The following is a 25,842-nucleotide window of genomic DNA, read 5'->3' on the forward strand; positions in this document are numbered from 1 at the left end:
CAGTGAACGGCCACTTACGCACTCCACCGCGGCCCGTTCCGGAACGCGGCCGGCGCGGCGGCTCAGGGGCAATGGGGGCCTTCGCTCGCGGATAACGGTTGGAGAACGGCAGGTTTCGCAACAGGGCCATTGACCGCCAGCATGAGAGTGTGACATGGCATCAGCCCAGTGAGCAGCAGCTCGCGGCCTCTTACGCGGGCCAGGCAGTCGAGTCCCTGCGCGCCTGGCCCACGCTCGTCATGGTCCGCGATGGTGAGGCGGTGACGTTCAGCGCCAGTGACCGCGAGATCATCCGGTTGCACGACCACGGCACCGCAGACCTGCACCTGACCAGTCCCGTGATCGATCGTCTGATCAGGACGCTGGACGCGTCCGTGCACCTCGATCGCTCCGCGGAGCCGGGATGGGTGATCATCCGTCTCGAGGACTCCGTGGCTCTCCACGCTCTGTTGTCCTTGGTCAGCGTGGCGCTCAAGGCCAACCTCTGAAGGAGCCGCCCTGCCGGCCACCGTACGCCGGCCACCCACACGAGGTCCGCTTCTCCGAAAACAGGCGGACGGCGGGTTCACCCTCGCCGGGGCGGACGCGGCGGTTGCCCGGCTTCTGACTGCAACACGCCACTCATGGCAGGTTCGACCGTATTTCAGCCGCAGGTCATCGGCAGGCCGGAACATCACTCGTCACATCCGTGTGCAAGGAGTGATGACCATGACAGAGCCGATTCAGCCGTCCGAGGGTTGGAATCGCCGGCGTTTCGTCGGCGCGATGAGCGGTATCGCCGGGCTTGCCGCGTTGGCCCAGGTGTCTCTCGAGCGAGGTGCGCTTGCCGCGTCGGCACAGTCGGCCGGCTACCCCTTCACCCTTGGTGTCGCCTCCGGGGACCCGCAGCCTGACGGGTTCGTGCTGTGGACCCGCCTGGCCCCCCACCCGCTCGCCCCCACCGGCGGCGGCATGCCGCCGAAGGCGGTCGCCGTCGAGTGGAAGGTGGCCACCGATCCGGCGATGAAAAGGGTTGTGCGGCAGGGCACGACGGCCGCGCTGCCCGAGTTGGCGCACTCCGTCCACGTCGAGCCGGAGGGACTGCTGCCCGATCGGGAGTACTGGTACCAGTTCCGTTATCGCGGTGAGGTCTCGCCGGTCGGCCGGACCCGCACAGCTCCCGCGAAACGGGACAGGGTTTCGAGTCTGTCGTTCGCGTTCGCGTCCTGCCAGCACTGGGCGAACGGATACTACTCGGCCTACCGCCACCTCGCCGAGGAGGACCTGGACCTGGTCGTGCACCTCGGTGACTACGTCTACGAGACCGGCATCCCGGCGGACGGCGGCTACCGCCGCACGCCGGTCCCCGAGCATCTCCGTGAGGACTGCCAGACGCTGGACCGGTGGCGGTTGCAGTACGCGTTGTACAAGAGCGACCCGGACCTCCAGCGGGCCCACGCACGTTTCCCCTGGATCGTCACCTGGGACGACCACGAGGTGCAGAACGACTACGCCGGCGTGACCTCGCAGCAGCAGGGCGACATCCGGCAGATGCGCGCCGCCGCCTACCAGGCCTACTACGAGCACCAGCCGCTGCGCCGCTCCTCGATCCCGACGGATGACGAGATGCGCCTCTACCGTCGTCTCACCTACAGTGACCTCGCCCAGTTCAACGTGCTCGACGGCCGGCAGTACCGCGACACCCCGCCGTGCGGCTGGGGGGAGGCGCCCGCGTGCGACGCGGCGTACGACCCGTCCGTGACGATGCTCGGGCGCGAGCAGGAGAGCTGGCTGCTGAACGGGTTGGCGGCGTCCCGTTCGCAGTGGAACATCCTGGCGAACAACGTCATGATGGGCCGCCTCGACCACGACGGACCGTCCGGGGACGTCCTGTGGCACGACGCGTGGGACGGGTTCCCCGCCGCACGCAAGCGGGTCACCGACCGGTTCGCCGACGCGCAGGTCCGCAACCCCGTCATCATCACCGGTGACTGGCACTCCACCTTCGTCAACGACATCAAGCGGGACTTCGACGACCCGGACTCGCCTGTGATCGCGACCGAGTTCGTCGGCACGTCCATCTCGACCAACGGCGACGACACCGTCTACGGCCCGTACTACGGTCCGATGATCCGCCACAACGAACACATCCGCTTCTTCGACGGCGACCGCCGCGGTTACGTCAAGTGCACCGTCGACCGGGAGCAGTGGCGGACGGACCTGCGGATGGTGACGACGGTCGGCCGTTCCGACGCGCCGGCGTACACCCACGCGTCCTTCGTGGTGGAGGACGGAATCCCCGGAACCCAGGCGGTGTGAACACCGGCGCTCATCGGGTCGGTGGCGTACTTCGCCGTCGGGCTGCGCACGCAGCCTGCGGGCGATGAACCCGGAGACGGTGCCCGGGGCGCCGGCCATGGCGGCGATCGCCAGAGGGCCCTCGCATGTGGTGATCATATGGAGGCTTTGTGGAGCCCACCGCAATCGTTGGCGTGAGGCGATCGCACCAGGAGAGCCGGGCACGAAATGGGGACAGCAGCTCCGTGTTTGTCAATCTCAAGCGAAGGCTGGCGTCCTCAGCGCGACCGCGGCGATCTTGGGCGTGGCCTCCCCCGCCTCCGCGTCCCAAGATCCTACGCCGTCCATCGGGCCGGAAACCGCCGATCGGTGTGCACAGACGGCCGGGTTTGGGCGATGTCAAGCGCTTTGATGCTTTTAGCTGCTCGCGCATCGTCGTCCGAACGCGGCCTCTGGTCACCACACCACCCATATGCCTCGCTGCGGAAAAGGCCGGGGCGAGCGTCGAATGGAGGAACCTGTGGTCAGAATGAGCCTGCGCTATGCCAGGTACGCACTCAGCACCCTGACGACCGCACTGTTCCAGCTGCCCTGCAGCTAATGGAACACGGTCGGCCGGTCGACAGACCGGCCGACCGGCCGGTCTGTGCCGTCGGATGAAGTGAGGCCCCATGCTTGCCACAGCCGCTCGACAGCTCCGCTATGTCGCCACCGTGCTCCGCGGCGGCCGATTCGACGTGGACGCATTACGGAAAATGGTGATCGACCTCCGCCAAACGCTTGACGAGTTGGGCGAGCCAGGTGACGACGCCAATGAACTGCTGCCCGGCGGCGGTGTCGACGACCCGGAGATCCGCCGGGCGATGGCGGACCGGCGACTGCGCCAGGCAATCCGCCAGGCTGCCGAGCACACCGCCTACTATCGGCTCTGGTTCAAGGAGCACGGCGTCGATTCGACTCGAATCGGACTCGATCAACTGCACCAGGTCGCGTCCACGCCCAAGTCGGCCTTGCGCGGCGCCGGTCCGGCGTTCGTGTCCGACCAGAGCGAGCCGGTCCTGATGGCACAGACCACCGGCACCACCGGGACGCCGACCGTCGTCTGGTTCTCGCGCTACGAGCTGGAACTCTCGGCGGTGCTGTCGGCGATCTCCTACCTGATGGTCGGCGGCGTGCGAGAACACCACGTCAGCATGTCGTGTGTCAGCTCGCGAGCGACGGTGGGCCTGATCTCGGTGCAGCGGGCGCTGGGCCTCGTCGGCGCCGGTTTCGTCGCGCAAGGACTGGTCGACCCGGGCATCGCGTTGGACCGGCTGGCCACGCCGCTGCACCTGCCCGGAAAGGCGCCGCACATCACCGACCTGTACACCGTTCCCTCATACCTGGGGGCGCTCGTGCAGCGGGCCGAGCAGGACGGCTGGCAGGCCAGAGACTTCGGGCTGCGCCAGATACTGACCGGAGCGGAGATCCTGACCGACGCGCTCCGCGACCGGGTACGCGAGGTGTTCGATGTACCGGTCTCCGACGTGTACGGAATGACGGAGCTGGTGCCGACCACGGGACTCGTGTGTACCCAGCAGCACCTTCATCTGGCATCCGAGCAGGCCCACTTCGAGGTGCTCGACCTGAACGCGGACACCCCGGCAGCGGTGGGTGAGATCGGCGAGCTCGTGGCGACGCCGTACGCGCCTTACCGCGACACGACGCTGCTCGTCCGATACCGGACAGGCGATCTCGTCCGCCGGCTCCCGGACGAACCCTATGGCTGCGAACTGGCCCAGCTGCCGGCCACCTCCCCGATCGTCGGGCGGGCCAAACACTTCACCGGAGGTCCGACCGCCCGCGACATCCTGGAGGTGCTGCAGGCAGTGAGGGAGGTCCCGCTGCCGACCCGGTACGCGCTGGCCGGCGATCCGCTCAAGCCCGATCTTCACGTCGTCGCACCACGCGGCGGCGGTGTGCTCGGCCGGATCGAGGAATTGGCGACGGCTCGTTCGCTCCAGGTCTCCGACATCGTGCTCGTCGAAGAGGCCCGAGACCTTCCCGAGCCGTGCCGAGTACGCGCGGACCTGTATGAGCACAGCTTCGAGACGTCGCGTTCATAGCGGCGATCACCTCACTCGGCGGCCCGGAGATCCCCCATGTTCACCTTGCAGAACTTCGCGTTACTCGACCTCCTCATCGGTCTGATCGTGCTGCTCGGCCTCGGCTACGCGCACCGGTTCCGGCTGCCGCGACCGCCGGTGGGCCTTTTCACCACCTCCGACGTGCTCATCATGAGCTGCCTGGTGGTCGTGATGCCCGTCGCGTACCTCGCCATGCCGGCACCGGCCGTCTCCGCGGTGTTCGGCGTCATGTTCCTCGCCAGCGTCCAATTGGCCCTCGCGCCGTTGCTGGGCGGACGACCTGCCACGATCGCCGCCGTGCTACTCGTCGCCGCCACGGCCGGAGCCGCCATCGCCGGGTACGGCACCTTGGTGCTGGTGCTCAATGCGGCCCTCATCATGATCGTCGTGATCGGCGTGACAAGTCTGTGGACGCAGACCGGAATGACGGCCGGCCACGTCGCGGCGTTCGCCACCGCGCTGGCGGTGTACGACCTGTTCGCGACCGGCCTCGGCGACATGACCGATCGGTTCCTGGCTCAGGTGGAGGGTTATCCGTTCGCGCCGCTCCTCGCCGTGACGACCGGAGCCATACCGGTCGCGGCGGGCCTCGGCGACTGTCTGATCCTCGCACTGTGGCCGATGGTCGCGACCAAGGCGTACGGCAAGACCGCGGGATGGATCGGGGCGGCCGGCGGCATCGGCCTGATCATCGTGGTGCAGATCGGGTTCGCCACCGGCGTGCTCCGCTCAGGCATGGCGTTCCTCACCGTGCTGGGGCCGGCGATCCTTGTGCAGTATCTGGTCTGGCGCAGGATCCGCAGAGTGGAACGCCGCACCAAGCAATGGCTCGGTGTGCCAACGTCAGCGGTCGACACGTCCGGTCGAATCGATCAGATGGCGGCCGCCCTCCGCACCGCCCGATCCGCGACCGGCACGCCGACCGGCACCTGGGTGGCCGTTGACGACGATGTGGTCATAGCACACGGACCGACACCTGGGACGGCGCTACGGGCCGCACGCCGCGCCGGTTACCAGAAGGTCCCGTTCATCCGGCAGCTGTAGCAGCGGCGACGTGGCACGAGGGCCGCGACCCGGGCGATGGGGCTACGACGGGTATAGCAAGGCAAATGTCTCCATCTGTTCAGGTGCGTCGGCTTTCGTCACGATGGCATGCGCGCGCCGCCAAGCCGATCGGGCCGCGTTCTCCCTCCCCGTACCCCGGAGCACATGCCCCAGAGTGATCAGTGTTCTGGCCTGGGCGAGCCGCTGCCCCGTCCGGCGGAAGACCCGCAGCGCCTCCTCGCAGTGCTCCTGGCAGGAGACCAGCTCGCCCAGGCCGAGGCGCGCGTCCGCGATGGCGCTGTGTGCCTTGCCCAGAGCCAAGGCGAACCCATTGCCGGCCAGGTGCCGGGCGCTGTCGGCGTGGGCCAGCGCCTCGGTGTGAAGGCCGCGGAAGCGGGCCAGCTCCGAGCGCGCCAGCAGCAGCTCCACCTGGTTCGGCCAGTGGCTGGTGTGTTCGGTGACGGCCGCAGCAGCGGCGAGGTGGGCGTCGGCGTCTCCGGCATCCCCGCGCCGGAGTCTCGCCAGCGCCAGCCCGATCAGTGCGCGCACCTCGATCTCATGGTTCTCGACTCTCTTGGCCACGGATATCGCCTCCGACAGAGCCTGGAGCGCGGCGTCATGGCGACCCGCCTCCAGATGCACGCTGCCGAGGGATTCCAGCGCCATGGCCTCCACGTACGGGGATCCGATCTCGCGCCCGACGGACCATGCCCCGCTGAGCGTGTCGAAGGCGTCCCCGAGCCGGCCCATTTCCCGCTGAACCACTCCGAGGTTGGTGCGGACGACGGCCTCGAGCTGGCGCTTGCCGATCTCGATGGCCGCGTCCAGAGCCTGTCGGTGGCGCTCTTCCGCGTCACGCAGGCGGCCGAGGTCGAGATACAGCGCCGCCAGGTTGCCGAGACTGGATGTCTCGCCCACGCGGTTGCCGAGCTCGCGGTCGATGGCCAGGGCCCGCCGGAACCGGTTGACGGCCTGCTCGGGCGCTCCGGCCTGCGCGAGGGCCACTCCGCTGGCCCGCAGCACGGCCGATTCTCCCGCGCGCCAGCCCGCGCGGCGCAGGAAGGGCAGCGCCTGACGGTAGGCGTCGATGGCGGCGTCCAGGTCGGCGATCCGCCACCGTACGTAGCCGATGGACATGAGCATCGCGCCCTGTCCCATGCTGTCCTGCTCGATGCGAGCGGCCTTGAGCCCGAGTTCGGCGATGCGCAGGCATTCGGCGATGGGCCGTTTCCAGGGCAGGACGTCTCTCAGGGCATCGGCCAGCCGCCAGGCCAAGTGGTGGGGGCCGCGCTCCGCCGCGCGGGCGATCATCGCGGCGATGGTGTCCCACTCCTGGTCGAGCCAGTTCTCCGCGTCGGTCGCGTTGCCGAAGGAGAGGGGCGTCACCTCCGTGACCGGTCCGTCCGGCGCCGGTCCGACCACTCGCACATCGACGTGCTCGCCCGCAGAGACGATCGTCCGCAAGTAGAAGTCCAAGTACCGGTTGATGGCGCTCTCGCGCTCGGCGGGCGGGTCCTCCGCCTCGGTCCGCTCCGCGGCGTACGTGACCAGCAGGTCGTGACAGGTATAGCGGTCCGGTTCCGCGCTCATCAGATGGACCCGCGCCAAGCCGTCCAGGAGCTGGGCGGTGTCCGTTGGAGAATAGCCCGACAGCGCCACCGCGCCCGCGACAGTGATGCCGGTGTTCGGCACCAGCCCGATCAGCCGGAACAGCCGCCGTCCTGCCGGGGCCAGCGCCTCGTGGGATCGGCCGACCGCGCCGCGCACCGCCGTACGCGGATCGCCCTCGACCTCCAGTTGGGAGAGCAGGTCATGATCGCCGAGCTCGGCCACGTAATGTGCGAGCGTCTTGTGCGGGCTGCCCGCCGCTCTGGCACCCGCCACCCGCAGGGCCAGCGGCAGGCGCGCGCAGAGTTCGGCCAGGCGCGCGGCGGCGTGCGGTTCCCTGCGCGTCCTGTCCGGTCCTATGGTGTCGGCGAGCAGATCGACGGCTGCGTCCGGGTCGAGCACGTCCAACGTGATCCGCCCGGCGGACTCCAGCGCCACCAGACCGCTCAGCCGGTCCCGGCTGGTCACCAGGACCCGGGATCCGGTCTCGGGGGGAATCAGCGAACGGATCTGGTCGGGCTCGGCGGCATTGTCCAGCACCACGAGAACACGCTGTCCGGCCAGGATCGACCGGTACAGGCCGATCTGGGCCTCCAGTTCCACGGGGATGTCCTCCGCGGGCCAGCCAAGCCCCTGGAGCAGGCGCGGCAACGCCTCGGCCGTGCTCATCGGCTGCGCCTGGTCGAACCCCCGCAGGTCGAGGAAGAGCTGCCCGTCGGGGAACCGCTCCGCCACGCGATGCGCCCAGTGGACGGCGAGCGTGGTCTTGCCTACTCCGGCGCCCCCGACCACGAGGATCACCTGCGCGGCTGACAGTTCGTCCAGTTGTTTGAGCTCCGCCCGCCTGCCGATCAGCCGGCCCACCGCCGGCGGGAGCTGCCGGGGAACGAGGCGGCGTACAGGCTCGCGCTCGGGACGGGTGAGCACCGCGTCGTTCCCCAGGATCGCCGCGCGCAGGCTCTGGAGCTCGGTGCCCGGTTCGACGCCCAGCTCGCTCGCCAACACCGTACGGACCCGGCTGTACATCTCCAGGGCCTCTGCCCGCCTGCCGGACCGGTGGAGTGCCAGGATGAGCTGCCGCCAGACGCCTTCGTTGAGCGAGTTGGCTTCGGCGAGCGCCCGCAACTCGCCGATCAGCTCCTCGTGCAGGCCCAGCCTCAAGCGGACATCGGTCCAGTCGGACCGGGCTGAAAGCGCCAGTTCTTCCAGCAGAGCGACGCGAGGCGCCACGGAGGAGGTGAGCAGCGCGTCCTCGGCAGGCCGGCCGCGCCACAGTGACAGGGCGGTCCGGTATTCGTCGCTGGCCGCGGCCAGGTCTCCGGAGTCCGCGTGGCGACGGGCCCTGCTCAGCGTGTCCTCGAAGACGAGCAGGTCGAGCTGGCTCCGCTCAAGGTTCAGGAGATAGCCGTGGTCCTGGGTGACGAGTTGGGGGACGGCCGTTCGCCGGAGGCGGGTGACGTAGCTGTGGATGTTCGATACGGCCGACGCGGGCGGCTCCTCCCACAGGCAGTCGATCAGGCGATCCAGAGAGACGGACGTATTGGGGTAGAGCAGTAACACGCCAAGTACGGACCGCTGCTTTCCCGAGAGATGCACGGGCCTGTCTGCGGAACGGGCCTGAACAGGACCGAGAATTCCGAACACGGTCACAGGCGGCTCCCGATCATCATCGAGACACGTTCTACACCGGGCTGCCGAGGTACGCAAGGCGATGGTCACCGGGCGCCCGTTTCGGGGGTGGCTGTAGTAATGGCACGATGACCGTTCTTCGCTCTCATCGAGTGATCCGCGTCAGCGTGAAGTCGATCAAGACGTTGTACGGCACGCCCACCACCTTCACCGACGCGGGGCTCGCCCCGTCCACGGCCTACACCTACACGCTGAGGGCCTTCGACGCGGCCGGCAACCAGTCGGGCGCGAGCGCTCGGTCTCGGCCACGACCCCGGCCGCCCCGAACAACCCGGTCAACCTGGCGGCGGGCCGGCCGTACACGATGTCGTCGACGCCCTCCTCGTCCTACCCCGACAGCGGCGGCGAGCTGACCAACGGGACGTACGGCACGGTGTCCTACGGCGATGTCGCCTGGCAGGGGCGCAACACCGGCGCACCCTACTCGATCACCGTGGACCTGGGCGCGCAGAAGGAGCTGCGGAGCAACTGGCTGCAGACCAAGAGCGTCTACATCTTCCCGCCCAAGAAGGTGACCTATGAGGTGCCGGCCGACGGATCGTCGTACACGACGGCCACGGCCGGCCCTGCGGTGCGGGGCCCACGCGGACTGGTACAAATGGGGCATGAGCGAATACGTCGGGTATCCCCGGCAGCCAAACGTGCCGTCGGCCCGGCGTGTCCACAGTCGGACGTACCGTGTGTGGGCCCACGTGCTCCTGTGGACGCCGATCGCGCTCACGATGGCCGGTGTCGTCCTCGGCCTGGGGCTGTTCGCGGCCGCTGACGCCGACCCGACGTACAGTTCGTCCGCGCTCGGCTATCTCGGCCTCGTCGTGTGGGGCGGCCTCGCGGTCCTGTCGCCGCTCCTGCTCGGGTCGTTCATCGCCGGGCTGGTCATGCTGATCCGCACGCGCAGCTGATATCTACATGGACCTCGCCACGCGCCGGCGCCGGCAGGCGCTGTTCCTGTTCTTCTTCCTCCCAGGAGGCGCGATGTCGTCATGGGTGACCCGCACCCCGGACATCCGCGACCGGCTGGAGGCGTCCACCGGCCAGATGGGCTGGGTGCTGTTCGGCCTGTCGCTCGGCTCCATGGTCGGAATCCTGTGCTCCGGACGTCTCGTCTCCCGTTACGGGACCAGACCCGTCATCGGCGTGGGAACCGCACTGGTCATCGTGAGCATGGCCGTCATCAGCGCCGGCACTCTCCTCTCATCCGCGCCGCTGGTCATGGCGGGCCTCTCCGTGTTCGGCGCGGGCATGGGAGCAGCTGACGTCGCCGTCAACGTCGACGGCGCCGACGTCGAACGGATCAGTGACACGACGACGCTGCCCACCTTGCACGGCTGCTGGAGCCTGGGCACCGTCATCGGCGCCTGCGCGGGCATCGCCGCCACGGCCGCCCGCCTCCCGGTGCACTGGCATCTGGCAGCGGTCACCCTGATCGCGGCCGCGACCTTCTGCTACGCCATCCGCTCCATTCCCGCAGGCACCGGAATCCTCACAGCAGACCAAGCCGGCACCGGCGCCGACCATCCGAAGCCGAGAGTCTGGAAGGACCGCAAACTCCTCCTGATCGGTGCGATCGTGCTGGCGATGGCCCTGGCCGAGGGATCTGCCAACGATTGGCTGCCGCTGCTCATGGTGGACGGACACGGCCTGAACGCCGCGTCCGGATCCCTGGTCTTCACCGGGTTCGCCGCCGCCATGACGATCGGCCGCTTCAGCGGCACGTTCTTTCTCGACCGCTTCGGCCGGACCACCGTCGTGCGGGCCAGCGCCGTCTCGGGGGCAGCGGGCCTGATCCTGGTGATCTTCTCCGACAACGCCGTGCTGGCCGGAGCGGCAGTTCTGTTCTGGGGACTCGGCGCATCACTCGGCTTCCCCGTCGCTCTTTCGGCCGCGGGGGAATCGGGACCGGACCAGACCGCCCGCGTCAGCCTGGTGGCTGTGATCGGCTATGTCGCCTTCCTCGTGGGCCCGCCCGGCCTCGGCTTCCTCGGCGAGCACTGGGGCCTGCGCTCAGCCATGCTGGTGGTGCTCGCCTTCGTCGCCTCCGTCGCCTTCCTGGCGCCTGCGGTCGACACACGCCACCGTTCCGCTACGGCAGCAGCCGTACACGCTGACGACACTCCCTGAACACGGCATCAACCGAGTCATCATCCAGATGGGCTTCTGCGGCATGCCGCAGAAGGAGCACCTCGAGGCGATCGAACTGCTCGGCACAGAGGTGGCACCCGTCGACGTACTCGACCCGCTCGACAACCACCGCTACGCCGGCGTCCGGCCGATCGGCGCCGAGGAGTACTTCCGGCAGGCCATGAGGCGGCGAACGTACGAGCCGGCGGCGATGACCGGCGCGGGCGACCAGAAGCGACCGAGTGCGGCACACCGGGTGTTCTTCGGCCAGGAATTGGACAGCGAATGGCCTGGGAACTGGTCAGGCGAAGAATCGACACTCGGCAGGCGGGTGCTGCGACGGCGAGCACCGTACCGCTAGCCGCGCCGTCTCCGTGCCGCTGAGAAAGGCTGATCGATCGTGACCGAACGCGTGCGCGTAGCTGTGCTGGCGGGTGGGCCGTCCGCTGAGCATGAGGTGTCGCTGCAGTCGGCGCAGGCCGTGCTCGATGCCCTGCCGAGGGATCTGTACGAGCCCGTCGCCGTCATCATCGACCGGCAGGGCAGGTGGCCGGTGGAGCTGCGACGCGATCTGGCGGACGTGGTCTTCCCCGTGCTGCACGGGCCGTTCGGCGAGGACGGCGTTATCCAGGGTCACCTGGAGACGCTGGGCATTCCGTACGTGGGCTGCGGCGTCCTGGCCTCCGCCGTGGCCATGGACAAGGTCGCGATGCGCCGCACGTTCCTGGCGGAGAACATTCCCGTCACCCCGCACGTGTGGTTCACCGAGCACGACTGGCGCACCACCACTGACCACTGGGGTCTGGTGAAGTCGCTCGACTGGCCGATGTACGTCAAACCGGCCAACATGGGCTCCTCCGTCGGCATCGCACGTGTCACCTCCATGGAGGAACTGCGCGCGGGCGTTGAGCTGGCGCTCACCTACGACCGGGTGGTCGTCGTCGAGCAGGGCGTGACCGCGCGCGAGGTCATCTGCGGCGTGCTCGGCGGCTATGACGCGCCGGATGCCTCGGTGCCCGGCGAGCTCATCGTGCCCGGCGACTGGCTCGACTATGAGGCCAAGTACCTCAGCCAGGCCGAGATCGCCACGATCCCCGCCGTGCTGCCGGAACGGGTGATCGAGGACGTGCGCGAGCTGGCCCTGCGCGCCTTCCGGGCGATCGGTGGCTACGGCCTGTCCCGTGTCGACTTCCTCTATGAGGAGGACACGGGACGCCTGTACGTGCTGGAGATCAACACCATGCCCGGCTTCACCTCCCGTTCCGTCTACGCCAGGGCCTGGGCCGCGAGCGGTGTCCCGTACCCGGACCTGTTGCGCCGCCTCATCGACCTCGCCTTCGCCAGGAGTAGCTCGTGATCCCCATGACGCTGAACGAGATCGCGCAGGTCGTCGGCGCAAGCCTGCACGACGTGCGCGACCCGCAGGCGCTGGTGACAGCCCCCTCAGCGGTCGACTCCCGCGAGGTGGCGCCTGGCGGCCTGTTCGCCGCGACGGTCGGCGCCAACGTCGACGGTCACGACTACGCGGCCGGTGCCGTCGCGGGCGGCGCCGTCGCCGTGCTGGCCTCAAGGCCCGTCGGCGTGCCCGCCCTCGTGGCCGAGGACGTCCAGCTCTCGCTCGGCCTGCTGGCCGAGCACGTGCTCGAACACATCAGCCCGACCGTGATCGGCCTGACCGGCTCCGTGGGCAAGACCACGACCAAGGACCTGCTTGCCCAGGTGCTCGAACGGCACGCCGCGACGGTCGCCACCGACAGGTCGTTCAACAACGAGCTCGGGCTGCCGCTCACCGTGCTGCGTGCCGATGCCACCACCCGATACCTGGTGCTGGAGATGGGTGCAGGCCGGAAGGGCGACCTGACGTACCTGACCGGGATCGCACAACCCCAGGTCGGGCTGGTGCTCAATGTCGGCACCGCACATGTGGAGCGTATGGGAGTCGGGCTCGCCGACGTGGCCGAGGCCAAAGGCGAGCTGGTCGAGGCGCTTGCGGCGGACGGCTTCGCCCTGCTCAACGCCGACGACCCGTTCGTCATGGGCATGGCCGGCCGCACCAAGGCCCAGATCCTGTTGTACGGCAGGTCGGCGGAGGCGCAGGTGCGAGCCGAAGACGTGCGGATGGACGACCGCGCGCGCACCGCGTTCGAGCTTGTGACGCCCTCCGGCCGCGCCCCGGTCGAGCTCGACCTCATAGGCGAGCACCAGGTGAGCAACGCCCTGGCCGCCGCCGCCGTCGCCACCGCACTCGGCCTGGGCGTCGCCGAGATCGCCGATGGGCTGAACGCCGCCCGGCGGCGCTCCGCGGGCCGGCTGGAGATCGTCGAACGACCTGACGGCATCACCATCGTCAACGACGCCTACAACGCCAACCCCGAATCCATGCGGGCCGGGCTGCGGGCGGTGAAGGCCCTGGCCGGCACCCGTCGTACCGTCGCCGTGCTCGGCGCGATGGGGCAGCAGGCGGACGCCTCCCGCGCCCGGCACGCGGAGATCGGCCGGCTCGTCGCCGGCCTCCGCTTCGACGTGCTGATCGCGGTCGGAGCAGGGGATCCGCTCGCGATGGCGGAGGCGGCCGAGTCCTCGAACCAGGGCGTGGCCGTCCATACCGTCGGGGACGTGGACGGCGCCCTCAGGCTGGCCACCGCGCTTCTCGAACCGGGAGACGTGGTGCTCGTCAAGGCCTCCAGCGAGATCGGGCTCGGTGCCTGCGCCCGTGCGCTGGCCGTGTAGCCGAGGGACCGTACATCCGATGGTCCCAGGCCCCAGTGCTGCTCCAGCGCGTCGCGTCAGGCGCGGGCACTCCCGTGTCAGTGGATGTGGGAGCCGCCATTGACGTCGTAGGTGGCGCCGGTGATGTAGCCGGACTCCTCCCGGCACAGGTACGCGATGAGGTCGGCGACGTCTTCGACGTTGCCCAGTCGTCCCATGGGCGTCCCCGCCAGGAGCCGCGCCTTGTGCTCGTCGTCCAGGGCGCCGCCGGTGATGTCGGTGTCGATGAGCCCGGGTGCGACGGCGTTGACGGTCACGCCGGCCGGTCCGAGCTCGCGGGCCAGGGCCCTGGCGAAGCCGAGCTGGGCGGCCTTGGCGGCGGAGTAGGCCACGCCGCCGAAGACGCCGCCGCCGCGCTCGGCGGACACCGACGACAGGAAGACGATCCGTCCGAAGCCGCGCTCGGCCATGCCTGGGGCGACGCGGCGGGTGATGTTGTAGGCGCCGCGTACGTTGACGGCGAAGACGCGGTCCCATTCCGTGCCGGTGACCTGCAGGAACGGGATCGGTGAGGTGATGCCGGCGTTGTTGACGAGGGCTCCGGCGGGAGGATCTGAGGCGTCGAGGTGGACCATCGCGGCTTCGACGGAGGTCTCGTCGGTGATGTCGCAGCCGAGGCCGAACGCCTGCACCCCGTGGCGGTGGGCGACCTGGTCGGCGGTTTCCTTGGCGCCGGCTTCGTCCAGGTCGAGGATGGCGAGGTTCCAGCCGGCGGCTGCGAGGGCGTGTGCGGTGGCGCGGCCGATGCCACGCCTGGAGCCCGCGCCGGTGACGATGGCGGTCAGGTCAGAGACTGGCATGGTCTTCCTCCGGGAGCTCAAAGTTCCGCCCTGATCGTGGCGATGATGGCGTCGGTCGACAGCCCGTAGCGGTCGTGCAGGGTGGGCAGGGCGCCCGCGGCCAGGAACGCGTCGGGCAGAGCGATCGGAACGACGCGCGCGCCCACGCCGGCGAAGGCGAGGGTGGAGGCGACCGATTCGGCGAGGCCGCCGACGACGCTGTGGTTCTCCAGGGTGACGACCAGCCGGTCGGTACGGGCCGCGCGCTGGATGGCCGCGGTGTCGAGAGGTTTGATGGTGGGCACGTGGAGCACGGCGGCGTCGACGTGGTCGGCTTCCAGCCGGGAGGCGGCCTGCAGGGCACGCATGGTCATCAGCCCGGTGGAGATGAGCACGACGTCGCGACCTGTGCGCAGCTCAGCGGCCTTGCCGAGCTCGAAGCGGTAGTCGTACTCGTCCAGCGCCCTGGGCACGGCGCCGCGCAGGAGCCGCAGGTAGGTGGGGCCCGGGGCGGCGGCGAGCGCGGGCACGGCCTGTTCGATGTCCACGGCGTCGCAGGGGTCGACGATGGTGAGGTTCGGGCAGCCACGCAGGATGGCCAGGTCCTCGGTGGCCTGGTGGCTGGGCCCGTAGCCGGTGGTGAGCCCCGGCAGGGCGCCGACGACGTTGACGTTGAGCCCGGGTTCGGCGATGTCCAGACAGAGGAAGTCGTAGGCGCGGCGGGTGGCGAACACCGAATAGGTGGAGGCGAAGGGCACCAGCCCCACCTCGGCCAGCCCGGCGGCCGCCCCGAGCATCGCCTGCTCGGCCATGCCCATCTGGAAGAACCGCCCGGGGTGTGCGTCGTGGAAGACATGCATGTCGGTGTATTTGGCCAGGTCGGCCGACAGGCCGACGATCTCGGGGCGCTGCTCGGCCAGCCGCGCCAGCGCATGCCCGAACGGGGCCGGTGTGGTGCGCTGGCCGGGGTCGGCGAACGAGGCGATCATCGCCGACGTGGTGAGCCGCTTGGCCGTGGTCATCGGTGCGAGTCCTCCTCGAGCTGGTTGCGGGCGATCTGCCACTCGTGCTGTTCCACGCGCATGAAGTGCGCCTTGTCGCGGTTCTCCAGCAGCGGGACCCCGTGTCCGATGCGGGTGTCGCAGATCAGGACCGATGGCGAGCCGTGGTGTTCACGGAGCTGGTCGAGAGCGGCCAGCAGCGCGGGGATGTCGTTACCGTCGACCCGCAGCGCGTGCCAGCCGAAGGCCCGCCACTTGTCGGCCACCGGCTCGGTCCGCAGCACGCCCGCGGTGGCCCCGTCCGCCTGCAGCCCGTTGACGTCGACGATCGCCGTCACGTTGTCGAGACCGTGGTGCGCGCAGGCCAGCGCGGCCTCCCAGGTGGAGCCCTCGTCGAGCTCGCCGTCGGACATCAGGTTGAACACCTGCGCCGGGTTGCCGGTGTGGCGCAGCCCCAGCCCCATGCCGGCGGCCACCGCGAGACCGTGGCCCAGCGAGCCGCCGGAGATCTCCATGCCGGGCGTGTAAGACGCCATCCCCGACATCGGCAGCCGCGAGTCGTCGGCGCCGTACGTCGCCAGTTCCTCGACGGGGATGACGCCGTACTCGGCGAGCGCGGCGTACAGCGCGATGGCGTAGTGGCCGATCGACAGCAGGAAACGGTCCCGGCCCGGCCAGTGCGGATCGTCCGGCCGGAAGCGCAGCCGACTGCCGTACACGACGGCGAGGATGTCGGCGACGCCCAGTGCCTGGCCGATGTACCCCTGGCCCTGGACTTCGGCCATGTCCAGCGCGTACCCCCGGATCCGGTGCGCGGACGCCCGCAGCCCGTCGACCCGCTTCTCGGTCATCGACGTCACTGTGCTGCTCCCCTTTCGTAGGTGATCGTTTCCGTGCGCGACGTTTGCTCGAGCGCCGCCACCCTTTCGCGTTCGTCCCGTCCCCAGGTTTCCTGCGTGATCAGCGCAGCGAGCAGGCCCAGCAGCCCGTAACCGGTCAGCAGCGCGGCGGGCCCGACCCAGCCGAACGACGCGTACAGGGCCGTGGCCAGCAGCGGCGTGAACCCGGAGACGACGGCTGAGAGCTGGTAGGCCAGCGACGCCCCGGTGGTGCGGGTCTTGGTCGCGAACAGCTCCGAGAACCACGCCCCCTGCACCCCGGCCAGCGAGTTCTGGCAGACCGCGTAGCTGACGACGAACGCGACCACAATCCAGGCCGCAGTCCCCGTATTGACCAGCAGGAACAGCGGGAAGCCCCAGAGGAGCGTGATCGCGGTGCCCAGCAGATAGACCGGGCGGCGCCCTACCCGGTCCGTCAGCGCGCCCCAGGCCGTGGTGGCGGCGATGCCGAGCGCGGCCGCCAGCATCAGCCCGGTCAGACTGACCGACCTGTCCGCCAGCTTCTCGCTCGCCAGGTACGACAGCATGAAGGTCACCGTGACGGCGTATCCGGCGGTCTCCGTGATGCGCAGGCAGAAGGCGCGCAGCACGGTGCGCCAGTCGTCCCGCAGGACCTCCAGCAGCGGGTTCTTGGCGATCTCGCCTTCTTCCTTGAGCTCCTCGAACTCCGGCGACTCCTCGATCTTGAGCCGGATGACGATCCCGACGACGATGAGGACGGCACTGAGCAGGAACGGCACCCGCCACGCCCATTGCTCGCCGAGTGGCACGCTCACCAGGAAGGCCAGGTTGGCCAGCAGCAGCCCGACCGGGAAGCCCGCCTGGGTGATGCCGGTGTAGAGGCCGCGCCGCCGCCACGGCGCGTGCTCGAAGCACATGAGGATCGCGCCGCCCCACTCCGCGCCGAACGCCAGTCCCTGCACCACCCGCACCGCGACCAGGAGAATCCCCGCCCAGACCCCCACCTGCTGGTACGTCGGCAGCGCCCCGATGAGCACCGTCGCGATGCCCATCAGCAGCAGGGAGCCGACCAGCACGGGCTTGCGTCCGATCTTGTCACCGAGGTAGCCGCCGACGATCCCGCCGAGCGGCCGTACCGCGAACCCGATCCCCAAGGTCGCGAACGACAGCAAGGTGCCCGACAGCGGATCGCTCGCCGGGAAGAAGACATCGTTGAAGTACAGGGCGGCGGCCGTGCCGAAGCCGATGAAGTCGTACGTCTCGATGGTCGCGCCGACCGAGGTGCCGAGGGCGACCTTCTTCTTCTCCGGTGTGCCGTCGACCGGATGCCATGGGGTGACCTTCGCGTCAGCCATCTCAGTGCTCCTGGGGGTGAGAGGAAGGCCGGAGCCGGGTTCCTCACGTGAGCTAACTGCCGACTGTTAACAGTCAGCAGTTGAGAGCGTGACCCGCATCACCCTCTTCTGTCAAGGGGATCGATCGGACTGTTGACAGTCGCCACTTGTCGCGATGCCGGACTACGATGGGGATCGCCGACCACAGAAGGAGAGTGCGTGAGCGTCGAACCTCTTCCCAGTCTGGACCGCAGCACCCTGCGTGAACGCGCGCTGCAGGCCCTGCGGTCGGCGATCACCTCCGGGCAGTACCGGCCGGGTGACCACCTAGGAGAGGTCGAACTCGCCGCCCGCCTGGGCATCAGCAGAGGCACCGTCCGCGAGGCCCTGCGTCATTTGCAGCAGGAAGGGCTCGTCACCCCCGGACGCCGCGGCATGCTCCGCGTCAACACCCTGACCGCCAAGGAGATCAGAGGGCTCTACCAGGTGCGGGCCGCCCTCGAAGGACTCGCCGTGGCGACCGTCATCAACTCCCCGCACCGCGACACCGCCGTGACGACCCTGCGCTCGGCCCTGACCCGGCTGTCCGACCACGGTGCCGACTTCCCCCAGCGCGTGGCCGCCGACCTCGGATTCCACCTGCTGCTGTGCGAGCTCGCCGACAACCCGATGCTGGTCGAGAGCTGGAAGCACCTGGAAGGGCGCATCCGGGTCGCGATCATGAGCCACGACGCCGCCCAGCTGCCCGAGATGATGTCCCACGACCGGCACGCGCCCATCGTCGACGCGATCGAGAGCGGTGATGTGCCCGCCGCGGTCAGGGTCGTCGAAGACCACATGGCCGCGGCCGCCGAACTCTACGCGGGCGTGTGAGCACGACGACCGCTGAGAGGCAGCGCCTGTTCACGGAAGACGGGCCCACTCCCGCACCGACGTCATCGCGTTCGCCACGTGGGACGGCGGAGCCGTCATGGAGTCACTGGGCGCCGTAGAGGTCTGCGGCGGCGCTCCCCGATGGCGCTTGTGATATCGGCTTGGTGGCCGTCATCGGTTCTCCTGTAACGAATCGAGGGCACGGAGCAGGATCAGGTGGTTCCGGTGAGCTGGAGCAGCCGTGCCTCGTCGGCCTCGGCCGCGGGCAGGAGTTCGTGCGGTTCGCCGGTGACGGTGAAGGTCAGCATCTGGTCGGCTACCGTGAGAAGCTCGGTGTGCTCGGTGGACCACCAGATGACGATCAGGCCCGATTCGGCCATGGAGTGGATGAGCCCGTAGAGGTCCGACTTGGTGCGCACGTCCACCCCCCGGGTCGGCTCCTCGAGGATGAGCACGCGCAGCGGCAGCCCGAGCCAGCGCGCGATGAGCACCTTCTGGAGCGTTCCTCCCGACAGGGACGACGGCGGGGCGTGGACGTCGGTTCCGGAAAACCCCAGCTCCCCCAGCTGCCGCCGGACATGGGCGGCTTCGGCCGGCCTGCGCAGTATCCGGCGTTCGACGACCTGACGGGCGACGACGGCGTTGTCCCGGATCGGCAGAGCCGCGAAGGTCCCCTTGGCGCTTCGATCCCCGGAGACGAAGCCGATGCCCCTGCGTACCGCCTGACGGGGTGAGCGTGCGCGCCAAGGGCGCCCGTCGATCTCGATCTCCCATGAGGGACGCCTGGTCAGCCCCAGCAGGGCGTCGGCCAGGGCGGCCGGGCCCTGTGGTGTGCCGGCCAGGCCGAGCACCTCTCCGCGGGAGAGTTCGACCTGGGTGCCCGAAGCGGGGTGGCGCAGACGTACCCCGCCCGGCGCGATCCGGCCAGCCGGCCGGTGGATTCTGCCGCGTTCCCGTGCCGGCTGCTCGCCGAACATCTCCTCGACGATCCGCTGGTCCTCGATTGCAGTGAGGGGCGTGGCGTCGGTGACCGTACGCCCGTCCCGCAGGACGGTGACCACCTCACCCACCTGCCGGATCTCGTGCATGCGGTGGGATACCAGCACGAAGCCGATTCCCTGGCCGGTCAGGTGCCGCAGCACCTGGAAGAGCCGGTCGGCCTCCTCGACGTCGAGACTGGCCGTGGGCTCATCGAGCAGGATGAGGTCGGCACCTGAGCTGAGAGCCCGGCCGATCTCGATCAGCTGCAGCTGATGCAACTGCAGGTCGCCGGCGAGTCTGTCAGATGACGGCACTGTCCAGTCGACCATGCGTCCGCGGCGAACACCCGGTGCACGGCCTCGCCCGAATACGTCAGCCGCAGGGAGAACATCCAATGGCGGCACCGGCTGCTCGCCGATCTTTGCTCGCGCCGGGAGTGGCACGCCCTTTCACCCGCGCGGTGAGATCGCTCAGGAGGATGGCCGAGCGAGGGCCGGCGGGGCGGCGGGTCAGGCCTGGCGACCGGCGGCGCCGAGGGCGCAGGCCATGCTGAAGGAACTTACTCGTCTTTGCGCCAGCGGGCGCGCAGGTGGAAGGCGGCGGTCTTGGGACGGCGGTCGCGCGTGAAAACACCCTTCTTGTTGCCGTCGACGCGGAAGACGCCCGCGGTGGTGGCGAAGTCGGCGAAGTTCCAGACCTGTTCGCCCACCACCGCGTCGACCCGGTCGAAGACCCGGTGGTACACGTCGAGCAGGTCGGCCTGGTACTCCTCGGTCCACGGGGTGGGCACGATGCTGCGCAGGCCGGGGTAGGTGTCGGCGCCGTACTCGGTGATGATGATGGGCTTGTCGTGCGTCTCCGCCCACTGCCGCAGCTCGGCCTCCAGTGCGGTCTCGGCCGCTTCCAGGTCGCCGGGGCCGAAGTACCAGCCGTAGTAACGGTTGAGCAGGACGACGTCGAACAGGTCGGTGACCACGCACTGGTCCGGCGGCGCGAGCAGCGCGTTGGCGTAGGCCACGGGCCGGGTGGGGTCGAGGCGGCGGGTTTCCGCGGCGAGTGGGGCGAAGTAGTCGCGCGCTTCGGGCTGGACGTTGTCGGGTTCGTTGGCCACCGACCACAGCACGACGCTGGGATGGTTCTTGTCGCGGGCCACCAGTTCCCGGATCGCCTGCAGGTGGACGCGCTGGGTGTCTTCGCCGATCGTGTCCGGGGAGTATGTGGACACGCGTTTGCCGGAGTTGAAGACACCTCCGCCGATGTTGAGGTTGAGCCCGACGGCCGCAGTCTCGCTGATGACGACCACGCCGTGCCGGTCGGCGTAGTCGAGGACCTCCTCTGCGTAGGGGTAGTGCGAGGTGCGGAAGGAGTTCGCGCCGATCCACTCCAGCAGGGCGAAGTCATGCACCATCAGCGCGTCGTCGTGGCCCTTGCCGCGCACCGCCGCGTCCTCGTGCTTGCCGAACCCCCTGAAGTAGAAGGGAGTTCCGTTGATTAGGAACTGCCTCCCGCGTACCTCCACCGTGCGCACGCCCACCGGCTGGCGGTAGCCATCGATGACCTCCCCGGATGCGCTCAACAGTGAGACCTCGAGTTCGTAGAGGTAGCCGTCGCCGGGCGCCCATGGATGTACGTCAGGCACGCGCAACGTGGCGACCGCGCCGGAGGCAGCGGCTACCTCGGCGCCGGAGGCGTCGCGCAGCGACACACGGAGCGAGTCCGCCTCCCCGGTGCTGTCCACCTGGTAGCCGATCACGCCGGTGGTGTCGTCGAAGGCCGTGGTCACGGTGATGTCGCTGATGTGCGCCGGAGGCGTGGTGTAGAGCCAGACCGGCCGGTGCAGGCCCGCGTAGTTGAAGAAGTCGTGAAGGTAGCGCTGCACCCGACGGCCGTCGGGACGCTCCTCGATGGTGCCCGGCGGGATCGACGCCCAGCTCAGTTCGTTGTTGACCACGACGGTGACGCGGTTCTCGGCTCCCGGTCGCACGTGTGCGGTGACATCCGCTTCGAACGGGGTGTAGCCGCCTTCGTGTTCGGCGACCTCGGTGTCATCGACCCAGACGGTCGCGCGGTGGGTCGCGGCGTCGAACCGCAGGACGATGCGCTGCCCTGCCCACCGGGCAGGCACCCACATATCCGTCTGGTACCAGGCGTCGCCCACGTGGTCCCGGACTGTCGCCTCGGGGTAGATGTCGTTGTAGCTGGCCGGTACCGGGATGTCCACGGCCCCCGCGAGGGGCGAGCGCCACCAGCCTTCGGTGCGGCCGGCTCCCTCCGCGTCCAGCCGGAACCTCCACAAGCCGGCTAGAGAGCGGCGTTCGCGGGTGGGGCCGTCCTGCGGGCAAAGCATGGTCGGTTCTCCGTTTCTCCGCGCGGTGGTCACGCGGTGGTCGAGTCGTCGGTGGCGTCGAGCAGCGGGGGCGGACCAGTCGAGCTGTTGGACGTTCGGCCGCTCGCTGTGACGGGTGTTCCGTCCTATTTGATGCCGGTGTTGGCGATGCCCTGGATGAACTGTTTCTGGAGGAACAGAAAGAGCAGCACGATCGGGGTGACGACGGTGACCGCGCCGGCGAGCAGCAGACCGTAGTTGGTGCCGTTGGCGCCCACCGAGAACAGGGCGAGCGCGACCGGCAGCGTGTAGTGATCTTCGGTCTGCGCGATCACCAGCGGCCACAGGAAGTTGTTCCACTGCCCGAGGAAGGTCAGGATCGCCAGTGTCGCCAGCGGGGGCCGGCAGAGCGGGACGATGACCCTGAGAAAGATGCGTGTTTCACCGGCGCCGTCAAGGCGGGCCGCTTCGACGAGAGAATCCGGGATGTCCTGGATGAACTGGCGCATGAGAAACACGCCGAGCGGTGTCACGAGGAAGGGCAGAATCAACCCGAGATAGGAGTTGCTCAGTCCCATGTTGCTGACCAGGACGAAGAGCGGCACGAAAGTGGTGACGCCGGGGACGATCAGCATCGTGAGGACGAGGCCGAACAGGAGGCGTTTCCCGGCGAATTCCATCTTCGCGAAGGCGTACCCCGCCATGGAGCAGAAGAGCAGATTTCCCGCGACACATGTCACGGCGACCAGCGTGCTGTTGAAGAAGTACACCGAGAAGTTCTGCTTCGACAGCAACTGTTCGAAGTTGCCGACCGTCGGAGAACGGGGCAGCCAGACGCTCGGATGCGCGACGATTTCCCCTGTCGGCTTGATCGACCCCAGGAACATCCACGCGAACGGTGCCAGCGTCGCGAGGAGGCCCAACGTGAGGGCGCCGTAGAGCATGATGCGGGCGGGCCGGATGGGCCTGCGTGCGCTGAGGCCGGACGCGGCCGCAGCGGTGCTCGCGGTCGTGGTGGTCATGTCATGCCTTCGCTCGGAAGATGCGGAACTGGAGGAGGCTGAGCAGCGCGATCGCGGCCACCAGCACGTACGAGGCGGCGGAGGCCATACCGTAATTGCCGAAGCCGAATTGCTCGTAGGCGTAGTAACTGATCGATGTGGTGCTGTCCAGCGGGCCGCCACTCGTCATCACGAACGGCTCCTCGAAGAACTGCAGGTAACCGATGCTCAGCAGCACGGCGACCACCAGCGTGACCGGCCTGAGCAGCGGCAGGGTGATACTGCGGAAGGCGCGCCGGCGGCTGGCGCCGTCAACGCGAGCCGCCTCGAGCAGATCCTCGGGGATGGACTGCAGTCCAGCCAGGAAGATCACCATAGGGATGCCGAAGTGGCGCCAGACCGCCATCAGGATGAGCGCGGGCATGGACCAGTTGGGGTCGTTCAACCAGTCCGGCCCATGGATTCCCACGACGGCAAGGACGGAGTTGATCATTCCGTCCGGCTCGTAGAGGTACCTCCACACCACCGCTATCGCCACGATGCTGGTCACCACGGGCGCGAAGTAGGCGACCCGGAAGAATCCCTTCGCGCGCTGGATCCCGGAATTGAGCGCGACGGCGAGGGCCAGGGCGATGATCATCGTCAGCGGGATTCCCACGGCGACGAAGTAGAGCGTGTTGAGAGCCGCCCGCAGGAAGGTCGGATCCCCGAAGAGCTCGGTGTAGTGGGCAAGGCCCACGAAGTCGACGCTGAAGGGGGTCCGTATGTCCCGGGCCGTGATGTCCGTGACGCTCATCGACAGCGAGGAGAGGACTGGCCATACACCGAAGGTGGCGAACAGCGCGACGAAGGGTGCGCAGAAGGCCCAGGCGATCAATGTGCGCCGGGCACGTTCTGACACGGCCCCCGGTGGCCCCGTCCGCCGTGGGCCGGCAGCCGGGTTCGGTGCGGATTTCACGGAGGCGAGAGAGGCCATTCCTACGCTCCGGTTCCGATCGCCGACGCCTTTTTCTGGATCTCCCGCAGAGCCGCTTGCGGTGAGGAGACGCCCTTGGCAACCTTCTCGAACTCGGCATCCAGGACCGCGGTGACCTGCCGCCATGTCGTGGTGTTCGGTCCAGGCTGTGCCGTCTTCAGCTGGGTACGGAACACGGCCAGAGTCGCGTCGTTCGCGAGCTTCCCCTCGTTCCAGGCCGACTCGATGGCGGGCAGGTCTCCGGACAGGTCATACCACGTCCTCTGAACGTCAGGACTGGCCATCCACCGGATGAACTTCCATGCGCCCTCGCGGTTCTTGGCGTCCTTGAACACCGCCCACTGTCCACCGCCGATGTAGCCGGCGTTGGACTTCGGTCCCGACGGGAGCGGCGCGATGCCCACCTTGTCGCCGACGAAGGATGCACCGCCGGCGGACTTCAGCAGGTTCACCTCCCAGGGGCCGGAGATGAGCGCGGCAGTGGACCCGGCGACGAACTGTGGCTCGATCTCTCCCAGGCTCACCGGGCCGTTCGGGCTGGAGATCTTCGACGCGATGAACGACCGGTAGAACTCCAGTCCCTTGAGCGCCTCCGGCGTGTCGAAGGTGAACTTGGTCCCGTCCTCGTCCATGACCTGGGCTCCGGCCTGCCACATGAACGGCACGACGCCCTGCCAGGTCCCCGTGGCGCCGGTGGGCAGGGACAGCCCCCACTTGGCCCCTTGCTTCTGCAGGGCCTTGAGGAACGGGCCGTACTCGTCCCAGGTCTTGGGTGCGGAGACTCCGGCGGCCTGCGCCATGTCCTTGCGGTAGAACAGGGAGCGGGTTTCCACGTACCAGGGGACGCCGTACTCGGCTCCCTCGAAGGTGGTGCTCTGGACGGCGCCGCGGTAGAAGACGCTGAAGTCAACGAGGCCGGACGGAACCTTGTCCAGCCCGCCCGTGGACGCGAACGCCGCTAGGTCCACCGCACCCACCATGGTGGCGTCCGGAGTGTCTCCTGAGGCGATCGCCGTCTGCACCTTCTTGGCATAGTCCTGCCAGGGAACCGCGGTCACCTCCACCTTCACGCCGGGGTTCGCCTGGCTGAACTGGGCGGCCAGCTTCGGCAGAAGCTCGCCCTCCGTTCCCATCGCCCACACCGTGATGGTGCCGCCGGCGGGTTTGGTGTCAATGGGGGCGCCCGCATCGGCCTGCGTCGGCCGGGCTTCCGACCGGCCGCAGCCGGTCATAAGCAGTGCGACGGCCAGCCCGCCGACGAGTGTTTTCGCAACAGTTGAGGTGAACATTGATGTCCCGTTCCTCTCCACCCGAGGGAAGCGTCACCGCTTCTTCCGTACGTCGTGGTGTGGGTGAGCGAGACGCTACCTCAAAAACCGAACAGTTGCTACATTTTCTTTGCCGCGAATTCACCGGCGTAACCGCAAGGACCCATAGGGTTGGTGCCATGACCGATGAGACGGCGAGTCGACCAGGCACTCGGCGGGGCCCCTACGCCAAGAGCGCGCGCCGCCGAGCCGAGATCGTCGCCTCCGCGACATCCGTCTTCTCGGCACGCGGTTACCGAGGCGGGTCGCTGCGGGAGATCGCGAAGCAACTCGACCTCAGCCTGACCAGCGTCGTCCATCACTTCCCGAGCAAGAGCGCGCTGCTCGTGGCCGTCCTCGAGAACGCCGACTCCGCGCACGCCGACTCCTTCGAAGTGGACAGCCAGAAGGAGGGTGTGGCGTATGCCGTGCTGCAGTACGTTCGCCGGAACCTCGAAAGGCCCGAGATGCTGAGGCTGCTTGCCCTCATGGCCGCAGAGTCGTCGGCTCCGGACCATCCGGCGCATGAGTGGTTCCGTGAGAGATACGAGACGACGATCGGCCTACTCGCGATCGCCGTTCGCCGGGACCAGGACGAGGGCCGCATCTCCAACGCCAGGGACCCCAGAGGCATCGCCGAGTCTCTCGTGGCCCTATGGGACGGGCTCCAGCTTCAGTGGCTCATCGACCCGCACCGCGACCTCGTCGCGGCGATGACGGCCGCGTTGAAGGACCTGCTGGAGCCACACGCCCCCCTCGGCACGTAGGGT

General features: G+C 68.7%; 21 protein-coding genes. 11 read left to right on the forward strand and 10 right to left on the reverse strand.

From position 1 onward, the window contains the following. Window positions 1-149: 149 nt before the first annotated feature. The 4 genes from ACTMTI_RS18140 to ACTMTI_RS18155 all read left to right on the forward strand — a co-directional run bounded on the left by ACTMTI_RS18140 (window position 150) and on the right by ACTMTI_RS18155 (window position 5,447). Window positions 150-488, forward strand: coding sequence for a luciferase domain-containing protein (locus ACTMTI_RS18140; RefSeq protein ID WP_441121551.1), 339 nt, complete (start codon window positions 150-152; stop codon window positions 486-488). A gap of 220 nt (window positions 489-708) precedes the next feature. Further along, window positions 709-2,298 (forward strand): alkaline phosphatase D family protein, encoded by a 1,590-nt coding sequence (locus ACTMTI_RS18145; RefSeq protein ID WP_441121552.1) that lies wholly within the window; start codon window positions 709-711, stop codon window positions 2,296-2,298. Window positions 2,299-2,948: 650 nt separating this feature from the next. Continuing rightward, the gene (locus ACTMTI_RS18150; RefSeq protein WP_441121553.1) at window positions 2,949-4,382 is read left to right on the forward strand and encodes a phenylacetate--CoA ligase family protein; all 1,434 of its coding nucleotides are present in this window, start codon (window positions 2,949-2,951) and stop codon (window positions 4,380-4,382) included. 36 nt (window positions 4,383-4,418) lie between these two features. Then, window positions 4,419-5,447, forward strand: a complete 1,029-nt coding sequence (locus ACTMTI_RS18155; RefSeq protein WP_441121554.1) for a DUF5678 domain-containing protein — start codon at window positions 4,419-4,421, stop codon at window positions 5,445-5,447. Between the two features lie 42 nt (window positions 5,448-5,489). Here the strand turns inward: ACTMTI_RS18155 and ACTMTI_RS18160 are convergent, their stop codons facing one another. Beyond that, window positions 5,490-8,774, reverse strand: a complete 3,285-nt coding sequence (locus tag ACTMTI_RS18160) for a BTAD domain-containing putative transcriptional regulator (protein ID WP_441121555.1) — start codon at window positions 8,772-8,774, stop codon at window positions 5,490-5,492. 575 nt (window positions 8,775-9,349) lie between these two features. On the opposite strand from ACTMTI_RS18160, the gene ACTMTI_RS18165 reads away from it, so the two are divergent. The 5 genes from ACTMTI_RS18165 to ACTMTI_RS18185 are packed head-to-tail and all read left to right on the forward strand — an operon-like array spanning window position 9,350 to window position 13,595. After that, a complete protein-coding gene (locus ACTMTI_RS18165) occupies window positions 9,350-9,646 on the forward strand; it encodes a hypothetical protein (RefSeq protein ID WP_441121556.1) in 297 nt (98 codons plus the stop codon). Window positions 9,647-9,653: 7 nt separating this feature from the next. Further along, on the forward strand, window positions 9,654-10,865 hold the full coding sequence (locus tag ACTMTI_RS18170) for an MFS transporter (RefSeq protein WP_441121557.1): 1,212 nt from the start codon (window positions 9,654-9,656) through the stop codon (window positions 10,863-10,865). Between the two features lie 43 nt (window positions 10,866-10,908). Next, on the forward strand, window positions 10,909-11,226 hold the full coding sequence (locus tag ACTMTI_RS18175; RefSeq protein ID WP_441121558.1) for a hypothetical protein: 318 nt from the start codon (window positions 10,909-10,911) through the stop codon (window positions 11,224-11,226). A 39-nt stretch (window positions 11,227-11,265) separates the two neighbouring features. Continuing rightward, a complete protein-coding gene (locus ACTMTI_RS18180) occupies window positions 11,266-12,222 on the forward strand; it encodes a D-alanine--D-alanine ligase family protein (RefSeq protein WP_441121559.1) in 957 nt (318 codons plus the stop codon). A 5-nt stretch (window positions 12,223-12,227) separates the two neighbouring features. Continuing rightward, on the forward strand, window positions 12,228-13,595 hold the full coding sequence (locus tag ACTMTI_RS18185) for a UDP-N-acetylmuramoyl-tripeptide--D-alanyl-D-alanine ligase (RefSeq protein ID WP_441121648.1): 1,368 nt from the start codon (window positions 12,228-12,230) through the stop codon (window positions 13,593-13,595). Between the two features lie 77 nt (window positions 13,596-13,672). Here the strand turns inward: ACTMTI_RS18185 and ACTMTI_RS18190 are convergent, their stop codons facing one another. From ACTMTI_RS18190 to ACTMTI_RS18205, 4 genes are read right to left on the reverse strand one after another with little or no spacing between them, the layout of a single operon-like run. After that, the gene (locus tag ACTMTI_RS18190; RefSeq protein WP_441121560.1) at window positions 13,673-14,434 is read right to left on the reverse strand and encodes an SDR family NAD(P)-dependent oxidoreductase; all 762 of its coding nucleotides are present in this window, start codon (window positions 14,432-14,434) and stop codon (window positions 13,673-13,675) included. Between the two features lie 17 nt (window positions 14,435-14,451). Continuing rightward, window positions 14,452-15,435, reverse strand: coding sequence for a transketolase family protein (locus tag ACTMTI_RS18195; protein ID WP_441121561.1), 984 nt, complete (start codon window positions 15,433-15,435; stop codon window positions 14,452-14,454). Further along, window positions 15,432-16,265 (reverse strand): transketolase, encoded by an 834-nt coding sequence (locus tag ACTMTI_RS18200; protein WP_441121562.1) that lies wholly within the window; start codon window positions 16,263-16,265, stop codon window positions 15,432-15,434. The genes ACTMTI_RS18195 and ACTMTI_RS18200 overlap by 4 nt, the downstream gene beginning before the upstream one ends. A gap of 5 nt (window positions 16,266-16,270) precedes the next feature. After that, window positions 16,271-17,629 carry an MFS transporter gene (locus ACTMTI_RS18205; protein WP_441121563.1) on the reverse strand — a complete coding sequence of 453 codons (1,359 nt, stop codon included), beginning with the start codon at window positions 17,627-17,629 and terminating at the stop codon, window positions 16,271-16,273. 198 nt (window positions 17,630-17,827) lie between these two features. Between ACTMTI_RS18205 and ACTMTI_RS18210 the strand changes: the two genes are divergently transcribed. Continuing rightward, a complete protein-coding gene (locus ACTMTI_RS18210; RefSeq protein WP_441121564.1) occupies window positions 17,828-18,481 on the forward strand; it encodes a GntR family transcriptional regulator in 654 nt (217 codons plus the stop codon). Window positions 18,482-18,693: 212 nt separating this feature from the next. Here the strand turns inward: ACTMTI_RS18210 and ACTMTI_RS18215 are convergent, their stop codons facing one another. The 5 genes from ACTMTI_RS18215 to ACTMTI_RS18235 all read right to left on the reverse strand — a co-directional run bounded on the left by ACTMTI_RS18215 (window position 18,694) and on the right by ACTMTI_RS18235 (window position 25,054). Beyond that, entirely contained in the window at window positions 18,694-19,776 is a 1,083-nt protein-coding gene (locus ACTMTI_RS18215) for an ATP-binding cassette domain-containing protein (RefSeq protein WP_441121565.1), read from the reverse strand. A gap of 245 nt (window positions 19,777-20,021) precedes the next feature. Then, the gene (uidA, locus tag ACTMTI_RS18220) at window positions 20,022-21,809 is read right to left on the reverse strand and encodes a beta-glucuronidase (RefSeq protein WP_441121566.1); all 1,788 of its coding nucleotides are present in this window, start codon (window positions 21,807-21,809) and stop codon (window positions 20,022-20,024) included. Between the two features lie 125 nt (window positions 21,810-21,934). Then, on the reverse strand, window positions 21,935-22,810 hold the full coding sequence (locus tag ACTMTI_RS18225) for a carbohydrate ABC transporter permease (protein ID WP_441121567.1): 876 nt from the start codon (window positions 22,808-22,810) through the stop codon (window positions 21,935-21,937). A 1-nt stretch (window position 22,811) separates the two neighbouring features. Then, window positions 22,812-23,585, reverse strand: coding sequence for a carbohydrate ABC transporter permease (locus ACTMTI_RS18230; RefSeq protein WP_441121568.1), 774 nt, complete (start codon window positions 23,583-23,585; stop codon window positions 22,812-22,814). 182 nt (window positions 23,586-23,767) lie between these two features. Next, on the reverse strand, window positions 23,768-25,054 hold the full coding sequence (locus ACTMTI_RS18235) for a sugar ABC transporter substrate-binding protein (RefSeq protein WP_441121569.1): 1,287 nt from the start codon (window positions 25,052-25,054) through the stop codon (window positions 23,768-23,770). Window positions 25,055-25,212: 158 nt separating this feature from the next. Between ACTMTI_RS18235 and ACTMTI_RS18240 the strand changes: the two genes are divergently transcribed. Continuing rightward, window positions 25,213-25,839, forward strand: coding sequence for a TetR/AcrR family transcriptional regulator (locus ACTMTI_RS18240; RefSeq protein WP_441121570.1), 627 nt, complete (start codon window positions 25,213-25,215; stop codon window positions 25,837-25,839). The last annotated feature ends 3 nt before the right edge of the window (window positions 25,840-25,842 follow it).

Origin of the sequence: Nonomuraea sp. H19 (genome assembly GCF_052068215.1) — a bacterium.
In the GTDB taxonomy this organism is placed as follows: Bacteria; Actinomycetota; Actinomycetes; order Streptosporangiales; family Streptosporangiaceae; genus Nonomuraea.

Coding starts and splice junctions, on each gene's coding strand:
- ACTMTI_RS18145 (WP_441121552.1), top strand. CDS start 709: ATGACAGAGCCGATTCAGCCGTCCGAGGGTTGGAATCGCCGGCGTTTC.
- ACTMTI_RS18150 (WP_441121553.1), top strand. CDS start 2,949: ATGCTTGCCACAGCCGCTCGACAGCTCCGCTATGTCGCCACCGTGCTC.
- ACTMTI_RS18155 (WP_441121554.1), top strand. CDS start 4,419: ATGTTCACCTTGCAGAACTTCGCGTTACTCGACCTCCTCATCGGTCTG.
- ACTMTI_RS18165 (WP_441121556.1), top strand. CDS start 9,350: ATGAGCGAATACGTCGGGTATCCCCGGCAGCCAAACGTGCCGTCGGCC.
- ACTMTI_RS18170 (WP_441121557.1), top strand. CDS start 9,654: ATGGACCTCGCCACGCGCCGGCGCCGGCAGGCGCTGTTCCTGTTCTTC.
- ACTMTI_RS18175 (WP_441121558.1), top strand. CDS start 10,909: ATGCCGCAGAAGGAGCACCTCGAGGCGATCGAACTGCTCGGCACAGAG.
- ACTMTI_RS18185 (WP_441121648.1), top strand. CDS start 12,228: ATGACGCTGAACGAGATCGCGCAGGTCGTCGGCGCAAGCCTGCACGAC.
- ACTMTI_RS18190 (WP_441121560.1), bottom strand. CDS start 14,434: ATGCCAGTCTCTGACCTGACCGCCATCGTCACCGGCGCGGGCTCCAGG.
- ACTMTI_RS18195 (WP_441121561.1), bottom strand. CDS start 15,435: ATGACCACGGCCAAGCGGCTCACCACGTCGGCGATGATCGCCTCGTTC.
- ACTMTI_RS18200 (WP_441121562.1), bottom strand. CDS start 16,265: ATGACCGAGAAGCGGGTCGACGGGCTGCGGGCGTCCGCGCACCGGATC.
- ACTMTI_RS18205 (WP_441121563.1), bottom strand. CDS start 17,629: ATGGCTGACGCGAAGGTCACCCCATGGCATCCGGTCGACGGCACACCG.
- uidA (WP_441121566.1), bottom strand. CDS start 21,809: ATGCTTTGCCCGCAGGACGGCCCCACCCGCGAACGCCGCTCTCTAGCC.
- ACTMTI_RS18225 (WP_441121567.1), bottom strand. CDS start 22,810: ATGACCACCACGACCGCGAGCACCGCTGCGGCCGCGTCCGGCCTCAGC.
- ACTMTI_RS18230 (WP_441121568.1), bottom strand. CDS start 23,585: ATGAGCGTCACGGACATCACGGCCCGGGACATACGGACCCCCTTCAGC.
- ACTMTI_RS18235 (WP_441121569.1), bottom strand. CDS start 25,054: ATGTTCACCTCAACTGTTGCGAAAACACTCGTCGGCGGGCTGGCCGTC.
- ACTMTI_RS18240 (WP_441121570.1), top strand. CDS start 25,213: ATGACCGATGAGACGGCGAGTCGACCAGGCACTCGGCGGGGCCCCTAC.